General features: G+C 64.2%; 21 protein-coding genes, 1 pseudogene and 1 riboswitch. Of the genes and pseudogenes, 8 read left to right on the top strand and 14 right to left on the bottom strand.

The features are described 5' to 3' along the window. Nucleotides 1-28: 28 nt before the first annotated feature. Genes ASF00_RS13145 through ASF00_RS13155 form a run of 3 tightly spaced genes read left to right on the top strand, consistent with a single transcriptional unit; the run spans nucleotide 29 to nucleotide 2,608 of the window. On the top strand, nucleotides 29-628 hold the full coding sequence (locus tag ASF00_RS13145) for a Tim44/TimA family putative adaptor protein (protein WP_443024414.1): 600 nt from the start codon (nucleotides 29-31) through the stop codon (nucleotides 626-628). Then, nucleotides 625-2,004, top strand: a complete 1,380-nt coding sequence (mltA, locus tag ASF00_RS13150) for a murein transglycosylase A (protein WP_082463420.1) — start codon at nucleotides 625-627, stop codon at nucleotides 2,002-2,004. Before ASF00_RS13145 ends, mltA begins: the two co-directional genes overlap by 4 nt. Further along, nucleotides 1,979-2,608, top strand: coding sequence for a Smr/MutS family protein (locus ASF00_RS13155; RefSeq protein ID WP_055880530.1), 630 nt, complete (start codon nucleotides 1,979-1,981; stop codon nucleotides 2,606-2,608). The genes mltA and ASF00_RS13155 overlap by 26 nt, the downstream gene beginning before the upstream one ends. Before the next feature lie 17 nt (nucleotides 2,609-2,625). Here ASF00_RS13155 and dapE read toward each other — a convergent pair whose 3' ends face one another. The 9 genes from dapE to ASF00_RS13200 form a co-directional block, all read right to left on the bottom strand. Then, nucleotides 2,626-3,789 (bottom strand): succinyl-diaminopimelate desuccinylase, encoded by a 1,164-nt coding sequence (dapE, locus tag ASF00_RS13160; protein ID WP_082463421.1) that lies wholly within the window; start codon nucleotides 3,787-3,789, stop codon nucleotides 2,626-2,628. Then, complete coding sequence (locus ASF00_RS13165) at nucleotides 3,761-4,432, bottom strand: glutathione S-transferase (protein WP_055879810.1); 672 nt, start codon at nucleotides 4,430-4,432, stop codon at nucleotides 3,761-3,763. Before ASF00_RS13165 ends, dapE begins: the two co-directional genes overlap by 29 nt. Nucleotides 4,433-4,506: 74 nt before the next feature. Next, the gene (locus tag ASF00_RS13170) at nucleotides 4,507-5,934 is read right to left on the bottom strand and encodes a S41 family peptidase (protein WP_082463422.1); all 1,428 of its coding nucleotides are present in this window, start codon (nucleotides 5,932-5,934) and stop codon (nucleotides 4,507-4,509) included. 115 nt (nucleotides 5,935-6,049) lie between these two features. After that, nucleotides 6,050-6,700, bottom strand: coding sequence for a ribosome biogenesis GTP-binding protein YihA/YsxC (gene yihA, locus ASF00_RS13175; RefSeq protein ID WP_055880540.1), 651 nt, complete (start codon nucleotides 6,698-6,700; stop codon nucleotides 6,050-6,052). Nucleotides 6,701-6,726: 26 nt separating this feature from the next. Then, nucleotides 6,727-8,433: a membrane protein insertase YidC gene (yidC, locus tag ASF00_RS13180; protein WP_055879814.1), complete on the bottom strand. Its 1,707-nt coding sequence runs from the start codon at nucleotides 8,431-8,433 to the stop codon at nucleotides 6,727-6,729. Beyond that, on the bottom strand, nucleotides 8,430-8,678 hold the full coding sequence (yidD, locus tag ASF00_RS13185; RefSeq protein ID WP_055880543.1) for a membrane protein insertion efficiency factor YidD: 249 nt from the start codon (nucleotides 8,676-8,678) through the stop codon (nucleotides 8,430-8,432). Before yidD ends, yidC begins: the two co-directional genes overlap by 4 nt. A 193-nt stretch (nucleotides 8,679-8,871) precedes the next feature. Further along, a complete protein-coding gene (gene rnpA, locus ASF00_RS13190; RefSeq protein ID WP_055879817.1) occupies nucleotides 8,872-9,195 on the bottom strand; it encodes a ribonuclease P protein component in 324 nt (107 codons plus the stop codon). A gap of 56 nt (nucleotides 9,196-9,251) precedes the next feature. Further along, complete coding sequence (rpmH, locus tag ASF00_RS13195) at nucleotides 9,252-9,386, bottom strand: 50S ribosomal protein L34 (protein ID WP_031393806.1); 135 nt, start codon at nucleotides 9,384-9,386, stop codon at nucleotides 9,252-9,254. Nucleotides 9,387-9,473: 87 nt separating this feature from the next. Beyond that, complete coding sequence (locus tag ASF00_RS13200; RefSeq protein ID WP_235525803.1) at nucleotides 9,474-9,776, bottom strand: hypothetical protein; 303 nt, start codon at nucleotides 9,774-9,776, stop codon at nucleotides 9,474-9,476. 118 nt (nucleotides 9,777-9,894) lie between these two features. Here ASF00_RS13200 and ASF00_RS13205 point away from each other — a divergent pair. The 5 genes and pseudogenes from ASF00_RS13205 to ASF00_RS13220 all read left to right on the top strand — a co-directional run. Continuing rightward, nucleotides 9,895-10,767: pseudogene (locus ASF00_RS13205) on the top strand (YifB family Mg chelatase-like AAA ATPase); the annotation flags it as partial. A gap of 125 nt (nucleotides 10,768-10,892) precedes the next feature. After that, nucleotides 10,893-12,035 carry a TniQ family protein gene (locus ASF00_RS18060; protein ID WP_082463424.1) on the top strand — a complete coding sequence of 381 codons (1,143 nt, stop codon included), beginning with the start codon at nucleotides 10,893-10,895 and terminating at the stop codon, nucleotides 12,033-12,035. A gap of 664 nt (nucleotides 12,036-12,699) precedes the next feature. Further along, entirely contained in the window at nucleotides 12,700-13,785 is a 1,086-nt protein-coding gene (locus ASF00_RS13210) for a sulfite oxidase (RefSeq protein WP_031392894.1), read from the top strand. After that, entirely contained in the window at nucleotides 13,785-14,225 is a 441-nt protein-coding gene (locus ASF00_RS13215) for a YidH family protein (protein WP_051916165.1), read from the top strand. The genes ASF00_RS13210 and ASF00_RS13215 overlap by 1 nt, the downstream gene beginning before the upstream one ends. A 239-nt stretch (nucleotides 14,226-14,464) precedes the next feature. Beyond that, a riboswitch (Fluoride riboswitch) is annotated at nucleotides 14,465-14,541 on the top strand. 23 nt (nucleotides 14,542-14,564) lie between these two features. Beyond that, on the top strand, nucleotides 14,565-15,929 hold the full coding sequence (locus tag ASF00_RS13220) for a voltage-gated chloride channel family protein (protein ID WP_055879823.1): 1,365 nt from the start codon (nucleotides 14,565-14,567) through the stop codon (nucleotides 15,927-15,929). Between the two features lie 9 nt (nucleotides 15,930-15,938). Here ASF00_RS13220 and ASF00_RS13225 read toward each other — a convergent pair whose 3' ends face one another. From ASF00_RS13225 to ASF00_RS13245, 5 genes are all read right to left on the bottom strand, one after another. After that, nucleotides 15,939-16,415, bottom strand: coding sequence for a hypothetical protein (locus ASF00_RS13225; protein WP_031392891.1), 477 nt, complete (start codon nucleotides 16,413-16,415; stop codon nucleotides 15,939-15,941). Between the two features lie 13 nt (nucleotides 16,416-16,428). Then, nucleotides 16,429-17,673, bottom strand: a complete 1,245-nt coding sequence (locus ASF00_RS13230; RefSeq protein ID WP_200910541.1) for a molybdopterin-dependent oxidoreductase — start codon at nucleotides 17,671-17,673, stop codon at nucleotides 16,429-16,431. A gap of 106 nt (nucleotides 17,674-17,779) precedes the next feature. Further along, entirely contained in the window at nucleotides 17,780-18,931 is a 1,152-nt protein-coding gene (locus ASF00_RS13235; protein ID WP_031392889.1) for a TDT family transporter, read from the bottom strand. Continuing rightward, a complete protein-coding gene (locus tag ASF00_RS13240; RefSeq protein WP_031392888.1) occupies nucleotides 18,928-19,800 on the bottom strand; it encodes a LysR family transcriptional regulator in 873 nt (290 codons plus the stop codon). Before ASF00_RS13240 ends, ASF00_RS13235 begins: the two co-directional genes overlap by 4 nt. Before the next feature lie 88 nt (nucleotides 19,801-19,888). Then, nucleotides 19,889-20,872 (bottom strand): malate dehydrogenase, encoded by a 984-nt coding sequence (locus tag ASF00_RS13245; RefSeq protein ID WP_031392887.1) that lies wholly within the window; start codon nucleotides 20,870-20,872, stop codon nucleotides 19,889-19,891. Nucleotide 20,873 lies beyond the last annotated feature (1 nt).

Raw genomic sequence — 20,873 nt, forward strand, 5'->3', positions numbered from 1 at the left:
TCTCGCGATGGTTGCAGGCTTCTTGGCGATGCGACTGTATAGCGTGCTCGGCAAGCGGACAGGGCATGAACAGCCCTTGCCGCGCACGGCCGAGGACCGCCCTGCGCTCGCCGCCGTTCCGCGAACGGTCGATGCGACGCCCGAGCCCCGCGAGGTCGTCAGCCGGAATATCGAGCCGCGCGCCGAAGCGGGCCTGCGCGCGATCGTTGCCGCCGAATCCGGGTTCGACGTCAACCAGTTCCTCGAGGGCGCGCAAGGCGCCTATCGGATGGTGCTCGAGGCGTTCTGGAAGGGTGACGAGGACGAACTCGGCTATCTCGCCGAGGACGACGTCCGTACCGCGTTTGCCGAGGCGATTGCGGCGCGTGTTGCCGCAGGCGAAGTGCTCGACAATCGTCTCGTCTCGATCGAACGCGCGGTGATCGCCGATGCGAGTGTATCGGGCCGCGATGCGCGGATCACGGTACGCTTCGACGCGGATATCGCGGCGGTCACGCGCGACGGCGAGGGCAATGTCCTGGCCGGGTCGCTGACCGATGCGGTCGAGACGCACGACGTCTGGACCTTCGCACGGACGCTCAAGAGCAGCGATCCGAACTGGAAGCTCGCCGACACCGACGAGGCGTGATCGTGCAGTTCAGAGGGCGCGCGCTCGGGGGCCTGGGTCTCTCGTTGCTGGTCAGCGCGTGCGTCGGTGGCGTCGAGCCGCCACGATCGGGACCCGCGCCCGTCGATCGCGGCGGTACTACCGACAGCAATTCTCCTCGCGAACCGGTTCGCGTCCATCCCTCCCGCGATACGGGCGCTTCGCCCAATATTCGCGGAATCCAGATGCCGGCGCGGATCGTCGGCGCGGTGCCGATGCTCCCTGTTCCGGTGATCGCGCCGACTGCGCCGGTCAATGCAGCCGCCGCGGGCGTGGTCGCTGGCCCGGCGATCGCGAGCTTGCCGATCGACGAGACGCAGGCGCAGTCGGCGCTGTCCGCCTTCGTGACCAGTTGCCCGTCGCTGGTCCGGCGCTCCGATACGTCGGGTCTCACGCGTGGCGCCGATTGGCAGCCCGCCTGTACCGCGGCGGCTTCGGTCCCCCGCGGCGGCGCGCGCGTCTTTTTCAACCAATGGTTCGAGGCGGCGCAGGTCGGCGACGGCAAGGCGTTCGCGACCGGCTATTACGAACCCGAGATAGCAGGATCGCTCGAGCGGCGTGACGGCTATGCGCCCATCTACGGCCGGCCGAACGACCTGATCGATGTAGATCTCGGCGCGTTCTCGACCAGCTTGAAGGGCAAGAAGGTCCGCGGTCGCGTCGATCGCAGCAATCTGGTGCCCTATTATGATCGTACCGCGATCGAGCAGGGCGCCATCGACGGTCGCGCGCCGATCCTCGCCTGGGCGCGCGATCCGGTCGAGCTGTTCTTCCTCCAGATCCAGGGATCGGGGCGGTTGCGCCTGCCGGACGGCGAGATCCTGCGGATCGGCTATGCGACGCAGAACGGTCGCGATTATACCGGCATCGGCGCGCTGATGAAATCGCGCGGCTTGCTGCAACCTGGGCAGACCTCGATGCAGGGCATCGTCGCGTGGTTGCATGCGCATCCGGCCGAAGGCCAGGCGATCATGCGCGAGAACAAGAGCTTTGTCTTCTTTCGCGAGTTGGAGGGCGCACCGCTGGGCGCGCTCGGCCTGCCCGTGACCGGTCAGGTGAGCGCTGCGGCCGACGTCAAGTTCGTGCCGCTCGGCGCGCCCGTGTTCCTCTCGCTCGATCGCCAGGACGCGAGCGGGATGTGGGTCGCACAGGATACCGGCGGCGCGATCAAGGGCAGCAACCGTTTCGATACGTTCTGGGGCGCGGGCCCCGCCGCGGAGTCGACCGCGGGCGGCATGGCCGGGCGCGGTACCGCGTTCCTGCTGCTGCCGATCGGTACCGTGCAGCGGCTCAACGGCCAGCGGTTCAACGGTCTAGCGAATGGGGCGCAAGATGGCGGGCCGACCGCTCAACCCTGACGAGGCGCAGCTCTGGGCGCGCGTGATGGCGAGCGTCCGGCCGATGCGCGTCGTCGCGGTTCGTATCCCGGACCGCGCGCCGCCGTTGCCGCCACCGCCAAAGCCGCTGATCGGGCCCAACGGGAAGATCATTCCGCCACCGCCCGCGCCGATGGGCCGGGTCAAGCCGATCGTCCGGACCGTCGTCACGCCGTTCGCAAGCCGACCCGGCGCAAGGCCGGCTGTCGCGCCGCGTCCGGTCGCCCGACCCATTACCGCGAACACGCTCGACGGCGGCTGGGACAAGCGGCTGACGCGAGGTGTGGTTAGCCCCGACAGTTCGATCGATCTGCACGGGCATACGCTGGCGTCGGCGCATGCGATGCTCGATGTCGGGCTTGGCCGGGCGATCGCGCGTGGTGATCGCGTGCTGCTGCTGGTGACGGGCAAGCCGCCACGGCCAGAGAGCGAGCGCCCGCATGCCCGCGGTGCGATCCGGTCGGCGGTGACGGACTGGCTGGCGGGCTCGCGTCACGCGGACTCGATCGCTGCCGTCCGCGGCGCGCATCCGCGGCACGGTGGGCAGGGGGCCTTGTACATCGTCCTGCGCCGCGGGCGGGAGTAGCGCGCGGCCAACCGACGCTAACGCAGCGCCCGTTCGATCACGTCTGCATAGATGTCTGCCAGCTTCCGCAGGTCCTCGACCGCGACCGCCTCGTCGACCTTGTGCATGGTCGCGTTGATCAGCCCGAACTCGACCACCGGGCACAGCCGCGACAGGAACCGAGCGTCGGAGGTGCCACCGGTAGTTGACAGCGCCGGCGTGATCCCGGTCGCCGCGAGGATCGCCTCCGACAGCAACGTTGAAAACGCGCCCGGCTCGGTCAGGAACGCCTCGCCCGAGACCTTGCCCGTCACCAGCGCGCCTGGCGCATGACGTTCGGCGATCTCGCGGATCCGCGCAATCAGGTCACCGCCGCCATGACGATCGTTGAACCGAATGCTGAGCCGCGCCGAGGCGTGTGCCGGGATAACGTTGTGCGCGGGGTTGCCGACCGTGATGTCGGTGACCTCGATGTTCGACGGCTGGAACCAGTCGGTCCCCTCGTCGAGCACGACGGTCTCGATCTCGGCAAGGACCGCGATCAGTCGCGGGATCGGGTTATCCGCCAGATGCGGGTAGGCGACATGCCCCTGGCGCCCCGGCACGTCGATCCAGATGTTGACCGAGCCACGTCGCCCGATCTTGACCATGTCGCCAAGCTGCGTGGTCGAGGTCGGCTCGCCGACTAAACACAATTCGGGTACGATCCCGCGCACAGCCATACGCTCCATCAACGCGACGGTACCATAGGTCGCCGGGCCCTCCTCGTCCCCGGTGATGATCAGCGACAGCGTGCCCGTGTCGGCATCGCTCCGGCTGGCGGCGGCGACGAAGGCTGCGACCGCGCCCTTCATGTCGACCGCACCACGTCCGTACAGCAGCCCGCCGCTGACCTCACCGGACCAGGGCGATCCGGTCCAGCCCTCACCGGGCGGCACGACGTCGACATGCCCGGCAAACGCCAGATGCCGCGTGCCGTCACCGCGCGTGGCGAGCAGATTCTCGACCGGGCCGTCCGGTGCCTCTCCGACCACGAACCGGTCGACCGCGAAGCCGATCGGCACGAGCGCCGCTTCCAGCACGTCGAAGACCGTTCCACGCGCGGGGGTGACACTGTCCGCGCGCAACAGCGCCTGGGTCAGGTGAACGGGGTCGATCACGCCGCGGTCGCGATCAGGCGGGTGTCGCGACCGGCTGCTCATATTGCTCGAGCACCCATTCCTCTTCCTGCGCGGACGCGATCCAGTCCTGCATGAAGGGATGTTCGAACATGGCCTGCATATAGCCGGCGGCAAAGCGCGCGATCGGCAGCTGGTAGGTGACGATCCGCGTGACGACCGGCGCGAACATGATGTCTGCGGCACCGAACTGCCCGAACAGGAAATCGCCGCCGCCGCCGAAGCGTGCGCGCGCCTGTGCCCAGATCTCCATGATCCGCTGCAATTCGGCGAGCACGTCGTCATCGGGCGTGCGCGCGGGGAACACCTGCCGCACGTTCATGCTGTGCTTGCGGCGCAGCGCGGCAAAGCTCGAATGCATCTCCGCCGCCATCGATCGCGCCATCGCGCGCGCGGCATTGTCCTCGGGCCAGAACCGCTCGCGCCCGACCTTGTCGGAGAGGTAGTCGACGATCGCTAAGCTGTCCCACACTACCGCGTCGCCGTCCCACAGGATCGGCACCTTGCCCGACGACGGTGCGAACTCGTCGCCCGCGCGGCGCTTTTCCCAATCGGCGTCGTACATCGGCACGACCACCTCCTCGAACGGCAGCCCCGCCTGCTTGCACGCGAGCCAGCCGCGCAGCGACCAAGAGGAATAAGCCTTGTTGCCGATGATCAGTTTCATGTGCGCGGTGCTAGGCCAGGGGGCGACAAGAGGCAATCGCCCCGCTCATATCTCCGCTGCACGGCGTGCACGGGTCAGAACAGCCCCGGCACGTCGCGCTGCGCGGTGCCCGGACGATCCGGGATCAGCAGGTCTTGCCGCGTGGTGGACGTGCGCAGCGAGCGGGCGCTCGCATCGCCCGTGATCGGCGTGCAGCTGCGCCCCGCGAGGAAGTTGAGCGCCTGCCGCGTGGAGGATTCGAGCGGATCGCCCAGCTGGTAGGCGATCTCGTCCGACGCCTGGCACGACGCCTCGACGGTGCTCACCAGCCCGTCATAATAATTGCCGTTGCGTGCCGCATTTTGCGTCGCCAGCGCCACCACGCGCAGGCGATCGTCGCATGCATCCTTGTCGAGCGCGATCTGGCCGACCGGCTTGCCATACGTGTTGGTGCCGATCAGCCCGGCATTGGTGTGCAAATACGGTGTGAACGCGTTGATCACCAGTTCGCTCGCCGATGCCGTGCCGCCGGTGCCGATGAACGCGATCCGTGTCGGCGCGATCGATTCGGCCTGGGGCGCGAAGAACCGGGTGGTGTTGTTCGATGCCTTCTCGGTACGGAACGTCACATAGTCGAAGACCTCTGACGTCGATCGCGCCCCGCCGAGCAGGTCGCCGAGATATTCCGCAGTCTCGATCAGCCCCCCGCCATTGTAGCGCAGATCGATAATCACGCGGGTGACGCCTTTCGCGCGGAAATCGGCGAAGGCGGTCTTCAGCGCTGGTTCGGCGGTCTTGATGAACGTCCGCAGATTGATGTAGCCGACGCTCTGGCCGCCATCCTGAATGATCTTCGCTCCGTAGCGGGTCGATATCGGCAGCAGCGAGAAATCGCTCTTGGTCACGGTGACGGTACGCGTGCCCGCCGCGTCGTTGATCTGCATCACGCGAGCGGTGCCGACCGTATCGGGGCCGAGCGCGGTGGTGAGCCCGGCCGTCCCCTCGGCGGCGATGATCGCGTTGACGGTGCGTAGATTCGCCGACGTCGTACCGATGGCCACAATCTCGGTACCGCGATCGATTCCCGCCGCGAGCCCGGGCGCGCCTTCGAACGCTTCCGCCGCGAACAGCCGGCGGCCGGTCTGGTCCAATGCGAACCGCAGTCCGAAGCCTGCGCTCGAGCCGGACGCGTAATAGGCGTCCTCTTCCTTGATCGAGGTAAGATAGGTGAAGAAGCGGTCCTTGCGCTGCGCCCGCGCGGTGGCGGTGAGTGCGTCGATATAGTCGTCGACCGTCGTGTAGGACGCGGGGCTCAGCGTGGCGGGCAGCGTATCCGGGAATAGGTACCATTCGCGCAACTGCGACGTGGCCCAGTCCTGACGCTCACGCAGAGAACAGCCCGTTGAAGCAGTTGGCGTCGGCGACGGGGTACTGCCGCCCGTCGATACATTGCTGCTGTCGCTTCCCCCGCAGCCCGACAGCATGGCGGCCATGGCCAGAATCGCCCCTGTACGCTTACGCATTTACGCACTCCCCTTTTGCGAGAAGCTACGAAGTTTGACGCACCGTGTCAGGTGCAAAACGCAGGTTGATACGATCAGGTTGCGTTTAGCGTGCGAACCCGCAACCGATGTCGTCCTAGCTAACCGCTTCGACGACGGCCGCGCGCAGTTCGGGGATGCCCATCCCGTATTCGCTCGACGTGACCAGGATGTCGGGATGCGCGGCGGGACGTTTGCGTGCCTCGATCGCGGTGCGTTCGGTCACTTCGACGAGTTCGGACGCCTTGATCTTGTCCGCCTTGGTCAGGACCATGCGATAGCTGACCGCGGCCTTGTCGAGCATCTCGAGGATCTCACGGTCGACGTCCTTGATCCCGTGGCGCGAATCGATCAGCACCAGCGCGCGCTTCAACACGTCACGCCCGCGCAGGAAGTCGTTGATCAGGAAACGCCATTTCTTGACGACATCCTTTGGCGCCTTGGCAAAGCCATAGCCGGGCATGTCAACGAGACGGAAGGCAAGTGGCGCGCCGACGTCGAAGAAGTTCAGCTCCTGCGTGCGCCCCGGCGTGTTCGACGTGCGCGCCATCGAGTTGCGCCCCGTCAGCGCGTTGAGCAGCGACGACTTGCCGACGTTCGACCGCCCTGCAAACGCCACTTCCGGCACGGTCGCGTCGGGCAGGAATTCGAGCGTTGGCGCGGACTTCAGGAAGCCGACATGCCCGGCAAACAGCTTGCGCGCATGTTCGAGCTGTTCTGCTGTGAACGGTGCATCGACCTGCTCCAGATCCGGTCCGAGATTGGGAACGTCGTTCACTTGGTCACCGGATCTTTCAGGCCCGGATGCCGGGCATAGAGCAATTTCTGCTGGAGAATCGTCAGGCAGTTCGACGTGATCCAGTACACCTGGAGACCGACCGCGAACGGCGCCATCACGAACATCAGCACCCATGGCAGCAGCGCGAAGACCTGCTTCTGCGTGTCGTCCATCGGTGTCGGGTTCAGCTTGAACTGGAAGTACATGCTGATGCCTAGGATGATCGGCACGACGCCGATCGCGATGAAGTGCGGCGGCGTGAAGGCGAGGAGGCCGAACAGGTTGAGCGGCGTCAGCGGATCGGGCGCGGACAGATCCTTAATCCACAGCACGAAATGCTGGTGACGCATTTCGATCGTCAGCATTAACACCTTGTACAGCGCGTACATGATCGGAATCTGAAGCAGCGTCGGGGCGCAACCGGCGAGCGGATTGACGCCCTCGGCCTTGTACAGCGCCATCGTCTCCTGCTGCAGGCGGACCTTGTCGTCCTTGTGCTTGGCCTGAAGGGCCTTCGCCTTCGGCTGGACCGCGCGCATCGCTGCCATCGACTTGAACTGGCGCTGCGCGATCGGGAACAGCAGCCCTCGGATCGTCACCGTTAGAAGGATGATCGCGACGCCGAAGTTGCCGATCATCCGGAACAGCCAATCGAGATAATAGAAGATCGGCTTCTCGACGATCCGGAACCAGCCCCAGTCGATCGCATAGTCCAGCTTCGCCACGCCCTGCTGATCGGTATAGCGATCAAGCAGGCGGACTTCCTTGGCGCCCGCGAAGAAGCGCGAGACCTGCGTGATCGCCTGCCCCGGTGCGATCTGCTTGGGCTGCAGCGCGTAGTCTGCCTGGTACGCTTTGTTCGCGCCGGCGCGGAACTGGCCGTCGAACGTCTGGCCCTGGTCGGGGATGATCGCCGTCAGCCAGTATTTGTCGGTGAAGCCGAGCCAGCCGCCGGTCGTCGTGAACTTCTGCGCGGCCTCGTCGATGTCCTTGTAGTTCGGACGGTAGTGCGCGCCGCCATTGTCGACCGACATCGGCCCGACATGGATCGTCATCGACGACGGATCCTTCGAGATGCCGACCCGGTTGACGAGACCATAGGTCGCGACGGGTACGGGGGCGGTGCCGGCGTTCAGGACGGTCTGACGGACCGTGAACATGTAATCCTGATCGACCGCGATCTGGATGCGGAAGCGCTGACCCGTCGCGTTGGTCGCGTCGAGCGTGACCGGCGTCGTCGGCGTCAGCGTGGTGGCGCCCGAGGGCGTCCAGACGGCGTCGGCAGCGGGCGGGGTCAGGCCCTGCGCACGCCAGCCGAAGCTCGCGAAATAGGCATCGGGTGCGCCGGCGGGCGACAGCAGCCGGATTGGCGGCGAGTTCTTCGCGACCGTCTCGTCATAGCCCTTGAGCACGAGATCATCGATCCGCGCGCCCTTGAGGTTGATCGATCCCGACACGCGCGGCGTCTCGATGCGGATGCGCGGCGTCTCGGCGATGACCGCGGCGCGATTGCGCACGGCGGCGGCACCGTCGGCGGCGGGATCGGCGGCAGGGTTCGCGACCGCCTTGGTCTTGCCGCCCTCGATCTTCGTGACCGGCGGATTCGCGGTCGGGAAGAACTTGCCCTGGATCAGCGGCCATCCGAACAGGATCAGCGCCGCGATCACAGCGAACAGCACGAAATTCTGCTTGTCGTCTTTCACAGGGCGGAGTCTTTCAATTTCTCAGGCTTCAGCTCTGGGACTGGGTCGGGTCCATACCCGCCCCACGGATGGCAGCGTGCGATACGCTTCGCCGCCAACCAGCCCCCCTTGAGCGCGCCATAGCGCCCAACGGCCTCGATTGCATAGGCGGAACACGAAGGATCGTAGCGACAGCTCGACGGCAGCACGAGCGAGGGCCCAAGCCGCCAGCCGCGCGCGATCAGAATGAGGAGGCGGGCTAGCATTTCGGCGCGGGCGTTCGTGCCCCCCATTGTGTCCCCGCGGAGGGTGGGGCCCAGCTTGGGCTCCCGCCTTCGCGGAAAAACGAGATGCGGGGCGAGGTCGCGTGTTGTGCACCACGCCATCCATACCCAGGCACCACCCCGGCGGAGGTCGGGGTCCAGTTGGGGCACGGTGCTAAAGGATGGCAGCGCGTTATCACGACCGCCTTTCCACCTGGGCGCCGGTCTTCGCCGGGGTCGTGCCGGAGGTTGGCTGCGGCGTCACCTTACGGAACGCCTTGCCCAGCTCGGTTCGCAACAGCGTGTAATCGCGCTCGATTCCGCCGCTGCGCCCGATCAAGACATGATCGGCCCCCACAACGCCGCGCTCCGCCAACAGCTCACGCGCCAACGCCCGCAACCGCCGTTTCATGCGGTTCCGGACGACGGCGTTGCCGATCTTCTTGGTGACGGTGAAGCCGATTCGCATCGTCTTGTCACCGTCGTCGCGGGGGCGCATGAGCAGGACGAACCCGGGCATCGGTGCGCGCTTCCCCGCATTCGCCGCGAGAAAATCGCGGCGTTTGTCGAGTATGGTTAGGCCGACAGCTTCTTGCGACCGCGCGCGCGGCGTGCATGGATCACTGCCCGGCCGCCGACCGTCGCCATCCGTGCGCGGAAGCCGTGACGGCGTGCGCGTACCAGGTTGCTCGGCTGAAAGGTCCGCTTCATTGGTCATTCCCTAGGTCATCAAATAGAAAACGGCCGCCACGGGGACGGCCTTGATGGGTGGGCGCTTACGGAAACGGGGCGGGTAAGTCAATTCGCACTGGCCTTGGCCGTAGCGCTTTTCGATGACTTCGACCGCTCATGGCGGCGCATCGCGCTTTGTCGCCGCATAATCCGATCGACGAAATGCCCGGCGCGCGGCCAACGTCGCTTTAACCGCGCCCATTTCAGCCGCGCGCCCTTCGAATTGCGCAGCACGAGGACCATCCCGCCCGCGAACAGAAATATCCCGGCAGGCCCGGGCAGCGGCGCGAGAATCGGTGCGCTGAGGATCAGAAGCACGCCCAGCACCAACTGGCCGATGCGTAGGATGGGAGAGCGGACGGCGTTCACGACAGGCATTTATGTCCGGTGTATTAGGCTGGCAAGACGGTGTTTGGCCACTTGTCCTTGCAGACAAGGCAAATCGGGTATGAATAAGGCGTGACGTCATAGTCGCAGGGGAGCGGGCATGGCGGCGATCGTGGCGACGGTGGCGTATCTCGGGCTGGAGGCCCGCGCGGTCGAGGTGCAAGTCCAACTGATTCCAGGACTTCCTGCGTTTAACGTGGTCGGATTGGCGGACAAGGCGGTCGGCGAAAGCCGCGAACGCGTGCGCGGCGCGATCGCCGGGATGGGGTTGTCGCTGCCGCCCAAACGCATCGCAGTGAACCTGTCGCCCGCCGACCTGCCGAAAGAAGGATCGCATTTCGATCTACCGATTGCACTCGCGCTCTTGGCCGCGATGGGCGTGGTCGATGCCGAGGCGCTGGCCGATTATGTGGTCGTCGGCGAACTCGGGCTCGACGCGCGGATCACCGCCTCGCCCGGCGTGCTGCTGGCAGCGCTGCATGCGTCCGAAGTAGGGAAGGGGCTTGTATGCCCTGCTACGCAAGGGTCGGAGGCAGCATGGGCGGGCGAGATCGAGGTCATCGCCGCACCTGACCTGCTGTCGCTACTGAATCACTTCAAGGGCCACGGGCTGCTCAGCCCGCCGACGCCGGGAATCGCGGAGTACGCCGATCAAGGGCCCGATCTTCGCCAGGTTAAAGGGCAGGAGACGGCCAAGCGTGCGCTCGAGATCGCTGCGGCGGGCGCGCACAACCTCTTGATGGTAGGCCCCCCAGGATCGGGCAAGTCGCTGATGGCGTCGTGCCTTCCCGGCATCCTGCCCCCGCTGGATCCCGCCGAGGCGCTTGAAGTGTCGATGGTCCAGTCGGTCGCGGGTACGCTGACCGGCGGGCGCCTGACGCGAACGCGGCCGTTCCGCGCCCCGCACCACTCCGCATCGATGGCCGCGCTCACCGGCGGCGGTGTGAACGTCTTGGGTCTCGTTGCACTAGCTTGAGTGCTGCTGCACAGGGCGGGGCTTCCTTGCACTAGCAGCGAGAGAAAGACATTATGCCCGGGTGCTCATATCACGTCCCTTGAACTCGCTGAGAAGGTTGCCCGGGCAGATCAGTCACTTCTTTGCCCCATTCGTCTAGGCCATGGCCCATACGGGTTGAGCCAGCGTCGGGTGAGGCGCTTTCATCGTGGCTTACTCGCATCGGGAACTTGCACGATGTTAGTTTCGAGCAGCTGGTTCAAGAATACTTCGGATACAGCGGGAGTTGGTCCGAAATTAATTTTACGAGCGATCTAAATCTTTTGCAGAATATCTGCAGATTAAGTCGCGTAGAGTTTAATAAAGTTCGTTCGATGACGTTTGATGGCGTTGTTCCATATGCATTTGGCGATAATGCAGGAGGTTTTGAGGATTACGTTCTAAGTCAGACAGTTTTATTGAAAAGCTGGAACGATCGGCCAAGACTGACACGAAATTCCCTTAAGTGGCGGCCTTGGGGTTTTGGAGATCGAGTTCGGGCCTGTCCTCGATGCGTAGGCGAGGATTGCACTATCGCCCTGCGTTTGGACTGGCTGGTTCCAGTTTCACTATCATGTGCCACGCATCAGTGCTTCCTTCAGGAATGCGTATTTTTACCTGGTCAGTATGTATTGTGGAATCAAACCTTTACAGGCAAGCCGACGCTCGAAATGGTTGAGTTAGATCGTATTTCGGGCAACGCTTTTCGCGAGGGGATAATACCCGATCAATTCATTACACCTACACGATGGTTCAGGACGCTCAGAACGTTAGTCGAAGAGCTAATCGCGCCGGGTTATGTCCATAAAGAAAAACGAAAGTTAATTGCTGAGCTTTGGCACGAATATGGAGACAGAATACTGCGTTTAACGGGAGGATCGTTTGAGCTATTACAGTGGATAGATCAGAGAGAAGTGTTGAAGGTGGCTTCTGTTGGAATAGCTCACCTAATTAATACATCATACCAAGAGGTTTTAGGGGTAGAATGGCCAATTAGATCCGCGGAAGTCAAAAAAGCAGCCCACTACCTAAAAGATGCCTTGGCAACACGAGTATGGAAAAATACTTTAGCAGATGGTGGCTATGACAGGGCGAAACGAGATTCCTCTTACGCTTCGCTACTAGGGAGCATTTTATACTGGCATCGCGACTCGCAAATGGAGCGCGCATGGATGATCGAAATCTATTTGCAATCGAAAGGGGTTTCAAGTTTCTCAGCTAACGATATTAGAATGTATAAAGGATAGATTAAATGTGCCCGTTTAGGGGTCATTTGAAGCCTCCGTTTGGTATTCTTAAAGCATTTTAAAAGAATGTGTCTCATGACAATGGGCTCAAAGCCTTCGCTTTAAGAAGCGTGTGGACCGCAAGTGCTGACGTCTGAAACGCCGGACAGGGTATACCCTAAATGACGCTTCGCTTTTGCGCTGTGCAACCAGGGTCCTTCTCCTGAAAGTACATGTTCATTGGCCCACCCTGGACGTACAAGCACCAAAGGTACGCTGGTAAGCTTCGCCGGCCTGCGGCTTCGTAGGGCAGTGGCTGCGGTAGCCCAAGCGTTTCAAGTGTCCTCGAAAGCACGAACTGAGTTGCGATAGGGAGGGGAGGCGCCGGCGGGGTTGTCTTAGGCGACGTAAAACACCCGTTTGTCGCGCATCTGCGATGGCGACAGGGTTTTCCGTCATCCCTAGTACCTAGCGACGACTTTTGGGACAAAGCCGTCGTAGCAAGTCCAGCCACATCGCGACGATCTACGGGAAAGGCTGTCTGGCGCTCGGCGCCTTTCGCGCGACGGCATGGTGATCGCTCCACCGCCGTCTAGAAAGGGATAGGCTATCGAAAGAGCCTGGGTGACATCGCCCAGCAAAACGATCGATTTCGCTACTGATTTCATCATGGTAGGCCGCTTGCATGACCGCATCCGATCGCGCCGAACAGAATCTGATCCTCCGCTGTCCGGAGCCGCTCAATGCGGAAACGCCCCCGGATAAACTGATCACGTCCTTCCTGACGCCGCAGGCGAACTTCTACATCCGCAGTCACGGACCAACGCCGGAACTGGCCGACGATCATCGTATAGCGCTGGACGGCTTAGTCGACCGCCCGCGCTCCTACACGGTTGCCGAACTTCAAACGGCATTTGCGACCCGGACAGTGACCGCGACCATGCAGTGCGCCGGCAATCGTCGGGCACATCTTCAAGACGTGGAAAAGACTTCGGGCGATCCCTGGGACGTGGGCGCGATTGGCAATGCGGCGTGGACCGGCGTCGCACTGTGCGACGTGCTCGCCGCAGCCGGCATCCAGGACGGCGCGTCGTTCGTCGGCACTACGGGGGCCGACAACGTGGATGTCGATGGTGAGACGGCACCGTTCGGTGCCTCGATCTCGATCGCCAAGGCGCTAGAGCCCGACGTGCTGATCGTCTGGGCCATGAATGGCGAGGCGCTGGCCCCCGAACATGGCGCACCGCTGCGGCTCGTCGTGCCGGGTTATGCGGGCGTTCGTAGCGCCAAGTGGCTGACGCGCATCGAGGTGCGCGATCGCCCGTCCGATGCGCCGATCCAGGCTAAGGACTACAAGCTCTTTCCGGCGTCGGTAGCGAAGGAGGACGCAGACTGGGATCGGGGTCTGACTATCGAGGAGATGCCGCTCAATGCTGCGATCTGCGCGCCGGTGGACGGCGCGCATGTCAGCGCCGGCGCGTGCGAAATCGCGGGTTATGCGGTCGCCTTCGGCCGAGCGGTCACCCGCGTCGAGGTCTCCGTCAATGGCGGCACCGACTGGCTGCAGGCGGAACTGACTGCAAAACCCGATGCGCCTTGGAGCTGGACGCAGTGGCACGTCACGGTCGATCTGTCTCCCGGACTCCACGTCCTGATCGTGCGCGCCGTTGACGGTGCCGGGCAGATGCAGCCCGAACGGCCCGAGCCGATCTGGAACTTCGCCGGCTATCTCTCGACTGCCTGGCATCGCATCGCCGTTACCGCTGGCTGATGGACGCGCCGCACGACGCCGATCGGGCCCATGCGAAGCTGGCGGAGAGCGCGAGCAAGCTGAAGGACAGCGCAGTCCAGCAGGTGGACAGCGCCGACCGTCGCACAGAGCTTGCCGCGGACCGCACAATCCTCGCCGGCGAACGCACCTATGCTGCCTGGGTGCGTACCGGACTGGCGGCGCTCGCTTCCGGTATCGGCGCGCGCGCGCTGCTCAAGGACGTCGTGTTCCCGTGGCTGGCGACGGCGACCGGGACCATGCTGATCTTGTTCAGCGCCTTTTGCTTCGCCGCTGCGGTGTGGCGAGAGATGGGCGCAGGCGCCCCGCCGCCACGACCGGACATCAAGCGCCTGCCAGCGACGTTGCTCCTAGTGATGAACGGGTTTCTCATGCTCGTGTCACTGGCCGCGCTCGTCGGCATCTGGACGGCACGCTCGTAGCAGCCATCCCTAGGTTTGCTGCGAACCGATCAGACCCCGCAGCGCATCCGCGGCTTTCGTGCGGTATCGCCCCCTTGTGACGAAGCCCGAAAACGACGTGGGCCAAAGCCGATCGGTCCCGCATGCAGCGTACCCGGGGTCGGTACATATAACGGGCTCAGATAGACGCTGCCGACTGGCCGGTCCGAGCATTTGCCCGACCAACATGCCCATTGACGGTTGGGGCAAACGTCTAATAGATCGACTTTGGCAATGGATTTCTGCCGGGCAATTTGGCCGAACCGCTCTGATAAGAGCTGATGATTCCTACTTGGCGCCTTCAGGCAGCAAGGAGGAATTGTGCGCGCTACCTTTCGCAATCTCGTCGGCACGCTGAACGTCGCGGCATTCATGCGCGATCGTCACGACCATGCGATCTCTGTCCTGCGCTGGGCGCTGATCTTGCTGCCCATGGCGGCACTCGTCGGGACGCTATGTGCGGCGTTCCTGCTGAGTCTCGATACCGTTACGCGACTGCGGTTTGCATCGCCTTGGCTGCTCTATCTGCTACCGGTGGGCGGGTTCGTTGTCGGATTCCTCTACCATGTCACCGGGCGCACAGTGGAAGGCGGCAACAATCTGATCGTCGAGCAGGTCCACGAGCCTGGCGGCGGGGTGCCTCTGCGGATGGCGCCGCTCATCTTCTTCGGCACAGTGGTGACGCATCTTTTCGGTGGCTCGGCCGGACGTGAGGGCACCGCCGTCCAATTGGGTGGAAGCCTTGCCAGCGGTTTCGGCCGCGCGCTCCGCCTCGATGCGGGCGGCACGCGCATCCTGTTGATGACGGGTATCGCAGCCGGGTTCGGCGCGGTCTTCGGCACGCCGATCGCAGGCGCGGTCTTCGCGCTCGAAGTGCTGGCGATCGGCCGCGTTGAATATTCCGCGCTAGTGCCTTGCCTCGTTGCAGCGCTAGTCGGCGATTGGACGTGCCTCGCCTGGGGTATCCATCACGGTGTCTACCCGATCGGTGCGTTGATACCGGTCGATGCGCTGCTCGTGACGAAGGCGGGTATTGCGGGGATCATATTCGGACTGGTCGGTTTGGCCTTCGCCGAAGCCAACCACGTGGTCGGGGGATGTCTGAAGCGGATCGTCCCCTATGGTCCGCTACGTCCAGTGATCGGCGGGGTCGTCGTTATCGCGCTCGTCTTCCTGTTCGGCACGCGCGACTATCTAGGCCTGGGTGTCCTGGCAGCGAGGCCCGAGAGCCTTACCATCGCCAGCTTCTTCGGACCAGACACGCATCCGTGGAGTTGGGCGATCAAGCTGCTGTTTACTGTCGTCACGCTCGGTGCGGGTTTCAAAGGCGGTGAAGTCACGCCGTTGTTCTTCATCGGCGCGGCGCTCGGTAACGCGCTGGCGCCTTTCTTGGACGTACCGACGGGCCTGTTCGCCGCGATCGGCTTTGTTGCGGTCTTTGCCGGGGCTGCCAATACCCCGCTCGCCTGCACCTTCATGGGGATTGAACTGTTTGGCGCCAGCTATGCGGTGCCGATCGCCGTCGCCTGTTTCGTGGCCTATCTCTGCTCGGGCCACAATGGCATCTACCTGTCGCAGCGCGTTGCGATACCCAAGGTGCCCGCGAACGGCCTCGCGCCCAATGCAACACTGCGCGAGACACGTACACGCCGCACAGCACTTCGCGCGCAGAACCGCGTGTCGTGAGTGATGGGCTTAGCCTGATCCCCCCGATACGTCGGGCGCAGCCTTCGGATCGGGGTCTTGCGCCTTGCCCTTCGCGGCGCCCGGCTGCTTTGCGCTCATGGCGGTCAGATAAGCGACGATCGCCGGCACGTCAGCCTGTGCAACAGGAGCCTTGTAGACCTCGCGCATCTTGGTGACCTCCGCGGTCCACTGATCGGAGGAGAGTGGCGGCTGGTTCAGCGCCATGCTCGCCGAATGACACGAGGTGCAGTTGGCGTTGATGACGTCGGCATGCGGGCCGGCGGGATATTGCCCTTCGTCGGTCGGGAGATCGACCGAGGTGGACGCCAGCGAGAAGCCGCGCGCCGAAACGCTTGGCGGCGGTGGTGCGGTCGGGGCGGCAGGCGGCGGGGCGATGCGGCTGTTCGGGGCACCGATCGCGAGTAGAAGAACGACGGTCGCGCCGACGAACCCGAACGACAGCGTGCCGATGGAAGGCGTTTTCATGGGGGAGCGCTCCTCAGCCGACGACGATGTTGGTGGTTTCGATGTTGCCGCGCATGAACCCGCCCGGGTTCCAGATCGGCGTCATCGGCTGCGCGATGCCGGCGGTGTTCCAGCAGCGCGACATCAGTCTGGTCGGGCCCGCATGGCTGAGCGGCACCTGCGCATCCCAGCGGCGGAAACTGTATTTGCCGTGATCGGGGCCAAGCGTCGTCTTGTACCAGCTCTTGCCGTTGTCGGTCGACACATCGACCTTGGCGACGCCGCAATCGCCGCCCATCGCGATGCCGCCCAGCGGGATTGACCGGTCAAACGCGATCACCTGCCCTTCGTCGAGGCTCGTGACCCAACTGCGCGGGATCATCTTGTTGATCGGGACGGCCGGGAAATCCTTCTGGCCAGGCCGCACGTTCGCGCCTGGAGTGTCAGGGATCTTGTACGCCTTGGCCATCCAGTAACCGTCGTCGGGCGCGGCAAGCACCTCGATGTCGTTCAGCATCTTGACCCAATAGGTCGAATACCAGCCGGGTACGATCAGCCGGACCGGGAAGCCGTTGAGGAGCGGCATCTGTTCACCGTTCATCCCGAAGGCGAGCATCACTTCGCCGTCGCGTGCGTGGTCGATCGACAGCGACTTGGCAAAATCCGGTCCACCCGCGACCACCGGCTGGTCGAGCGCACCGAACCGCACCGCGACCGCGCCCGGCTTCACGCCGGCGATATCGAGCACGTCGCGCAGGCGCACGCCGAGCCATTTGGCGTTGCCCATCGCCCCGTGACGCCACTGCGCACCGGCAACAGGGGGCTGGAACAGCGCACGCGAATTGCCCGAGCATTGGTTGATCGCCGCCAGCTCGACGCGTGGCAACTTCAGCAGTTGCGCGAGCGAGATCGACAGCGGCCGCGTGACCGCGCCGTGCACCTTGATCCGGAACGCCTCGACATCGATCGCGGTCGGAATGTCGGCCCAGTGCCAGCGGACGAAGAACTGGTCGTTCGGTGTGAAGACGTCGCCATTGAACACGCTCATCGGCGTTTCCAGCAGCGGCGGGTGGATCCGCTGGAGGATCATGCTGCCCTTGCCGGGGAACGCACTGGTTATCGGCCGTTCCGATGGGCCACCCGGAAGATGCAGGTCGACCATGCTCTGCGCCAGCGCGGGTGCGGCGATCAGCGCGCCGCTGCCGATCGCAGCCTCTGCGAGAAAGCGACGGCGGTTCGTCGCCTGCGCCAGTTTCATATCCAGGCTGTCCACCAGCATTCTCCCTTCGATGTCATGCTCTTATGCGCGATCCGTCCGACGGTCTGCCCGGTACGGGTCGATCGGATGGGCCGGTTCGATCCGGCAGGACGATCAGTTCGGCCCATCAATTGGCTTGGGCGATGCAGGGCGACACGAACAGGTTTCCGCGCCAGCCGCCTGCGACCGTCTTGGCGCCGACCAGCAGCCACATCGCTGCGAGCGCGATGGTGAGGATGGTGCCGACGATCCCGAAAAAGCCGAGCTGGAGCGTCGTGCCGAGCTTGAAGGTGGCGACAGTGTAGACGCCGAGCGGGAAGGTGTAGCCCCACCAGCCAAGGTTGAACGGGATACCCGCGCGCCAGTAGCGGATCGTGATCAGCGTCGCGAGCGCCAGCCACCACAGGCCGAAGCCCCAGAGCAACAGCCCGGCGATCGTGCCGATCCCCTGCGCTACCGCGCCGATCTGGCCGAGGCCGTTGGCGGCGAGGATCGCGGGCGCGTCGCTACCGAGCACCAGCATCCCGAGCGCACCGGTGCCGATCGGACCGAGCGCGAGCCAGCTCGAGGCGGCCATGCTCTCGTGCGGCAGCTTGTGGAGAGCCATCCGCAGGATCAGGATCGCGAGAATGCCGAACGCGACCGGCACCGAATAGGCCCACAGGACATAGGAGGTCGCCAGCACCACGAACTGATGATGGGCGTCCGCCAGATGCGGTGCGAGCAGGCCTCCGCTCGCGCCTGCGACCTCGGCCGCGACCACTGGCAGGAGCCACACCGCGGTCATGCCGTCGAGCGAATGTTCGTGCCGGGTAAACATGAGGTAGGGGATCGCTACACCGCAGGCGAGCGACATCGCGACGTCGATCCACCACAATGTCTCGGCGATCGGGATCACGCCGGCGCCGAACCGCGGCAGGCCGAACGCCAGGAACCCGTTGATGATCGTCGCGAGGCCCATCGGGATCGTACCGATGAACATCGATACGGTGTTGTGCCCGAAGATCCGCCGCGCCTCGTGCCCGAACATCGTCCAGCGCGCGGTGTAGAGCCCGGCGAACAGCGTGAAGAGCGCGATGTTGAAATACCACAATGCCTCGCCGACCGGGTGCAGCGACGTGCCGACGCCCGGCACCTGCGGTAAGGCCAGCGCCAGGATACCGGTGCCCATGGTCGCGGCGAACCAGTTGGGCGTGAACTGCCGGATCATCTCGCGCGGTGAGTCGAGCCGGCTGAGCGGCTTCAGGCCATCAAGAACGGGTTTCAGATCGGCGGTCACTTGCCAGTCTCCTTGATGAGATCGGTCAGCGCATCGGCCGCCCGGGTACGATAGCGCTCTTTGTGCCGCAGCGCGTAGAACGGACGCCGCGGCAGACCGAGCGGCAGATCGTGCAACGTTCCGGCCGCGATTGCAGGTGCGACGACATGCTGCGACAGGACCGCGACGCCTGCGCCAGCCTCGACCGCGCTACGTACCGCCTCGTTCGACGGCAGGGTCAGCGCGGTGGTGAGGTCCGACGGATCGACGCCGCGCTGGCGCAACACCTCCTCGAACGACGAGCGCGTGCCCGATCCCTGTTCGCGGACGATCCAGCGCGCGGCGCGGATCCAGTCCTCGTCGATCGTGTCGGCTGCGCGATCGCTTACCAGCACCATGCGGTCGTTCGCGACCGTCCAATGCGCGAGCGCGGGCTCGTCGATCACACCCTCGACGAAGCCGAGCTCGACCGCACCGTCGAGCACGCGCGCCGCGGCCCCCTCGGTGTTGTCGATCGCCAGTTCGATTGAGATCGCGGGGTAGCGCGCATGGAACGCCGCCAGCTGGCGGGGCAGCCAATAGCCTGCGATCGTCTGGCTTGCGACCAGCCGCAGTGTGCCGCGCTCCAGTCCTGCATATTCGGCCAGTGCAAGTTCCGCGCTGGCGGCACGGCCAAGCACTGCGCGCGCGTCGACCAGAAACATGCGGCCCGCTTCGGACAGTTCGATCCCGCGGCCGACCCGGTGGAACAGCGGCACGCCGTGCCGAGCTTCTAGCGCGGCGATGGCAGCGCTTGCGGCTGACTGCGTCACATTGAGCGCTTCGGCAGCGCGCGTCATGTGCTCGCGCTCTGCGACACCGACGAAAATCCTGAGTTGTTCGAGGGTCATGCCCGATCTCCTTGCCCCAATGATAGGGAAAGGAGATCAATCGCACCAACCAAAGATTACAGTCATTCCAATCAGATATACCGATCGTTCATTTCAGAATGTCGATAACCGCCTCACGTTCATCGACCAGTTCGGCAATCGTGCGATCGAGCATCGATCGCTGGAACGGATCGAGGGTCAGGCCTTCGATACGCGCATACCCACCGCTCATGCAGTGCACCGGCACGCCGCACACCAGTCCTTGCGGGATACCGTAGGAGCCATCTGACACCACGCCCATCGACACCCAATTATCGCCTGCGCCGTGCACCCAGTCGCGCAGATGGTCGATCGCTGCATTTGCGGCCGACGCGGCCGAGGACGCACCCCGTGCTTCGATGATCGCGGTTCCGCGCTGCGCAACGGTGGGGATCAGGGTTTCGCGGTACCAGGCCTCGTTTCCGATACGGTCGGCAAGCTTTTGGCCATCGAGTTCGGCATTCCCCCAGTCGGCAAACATCGTCGGCGAATGGTTTCCCCAGACGACGAGCTTTGTAATCGCATCGACACCTACACCCGCCTTGGCCGCAAGCTGTCCCTGCGCGCGGTTGTGATCGAGGCGGATCATCGACGTGATGTTTTCGGCAGGAAAACCCGGTGCGCTTTGCGCAAGAATCCAGGCATTTGTGTTGGCGGGATTGCCGACGACCAGGATCTTGGCGTCACGTTTGGCCACTGCGTCCAATGCTGCGCCCTGCGTCTTGAAGATCGCTGCGTTGGCAGCGAGCAAATCACGGCGCTCCATGCCCTTTGAGCGGGGACGAGACCCAACCAGCATGGCCGCATCGATGTCCTTGAAAGCCACCATCGGATCATCAGTAATGATCACACCTGCCAGTAGCGGGAACGCGCAATCCTCCAGTTCCATGACCACGCCGCGTACGGCGTCCATAGCCTGCGGCACGTCGAGCAGTTGAAGGATAACGGGCTGGTCCGGTCCGAACACGTCACCCTGCGCAACCCGGAAGAGCAGCGAATAGCAAATTTGTCCTGCGGCACCGCTGATCGCGATCCTGACGGGGGGCTTGGTCATT

The sequence above is a fragment of the Sphingomonas sp. Leaf34 genome (genome assembly GCF_001421805.1).
GTDB lineage: Bacteria > Pseudomonadota > Alphaproteobacteria > Sphingomonadales > Sphingomonadaceae > Sphingomonas.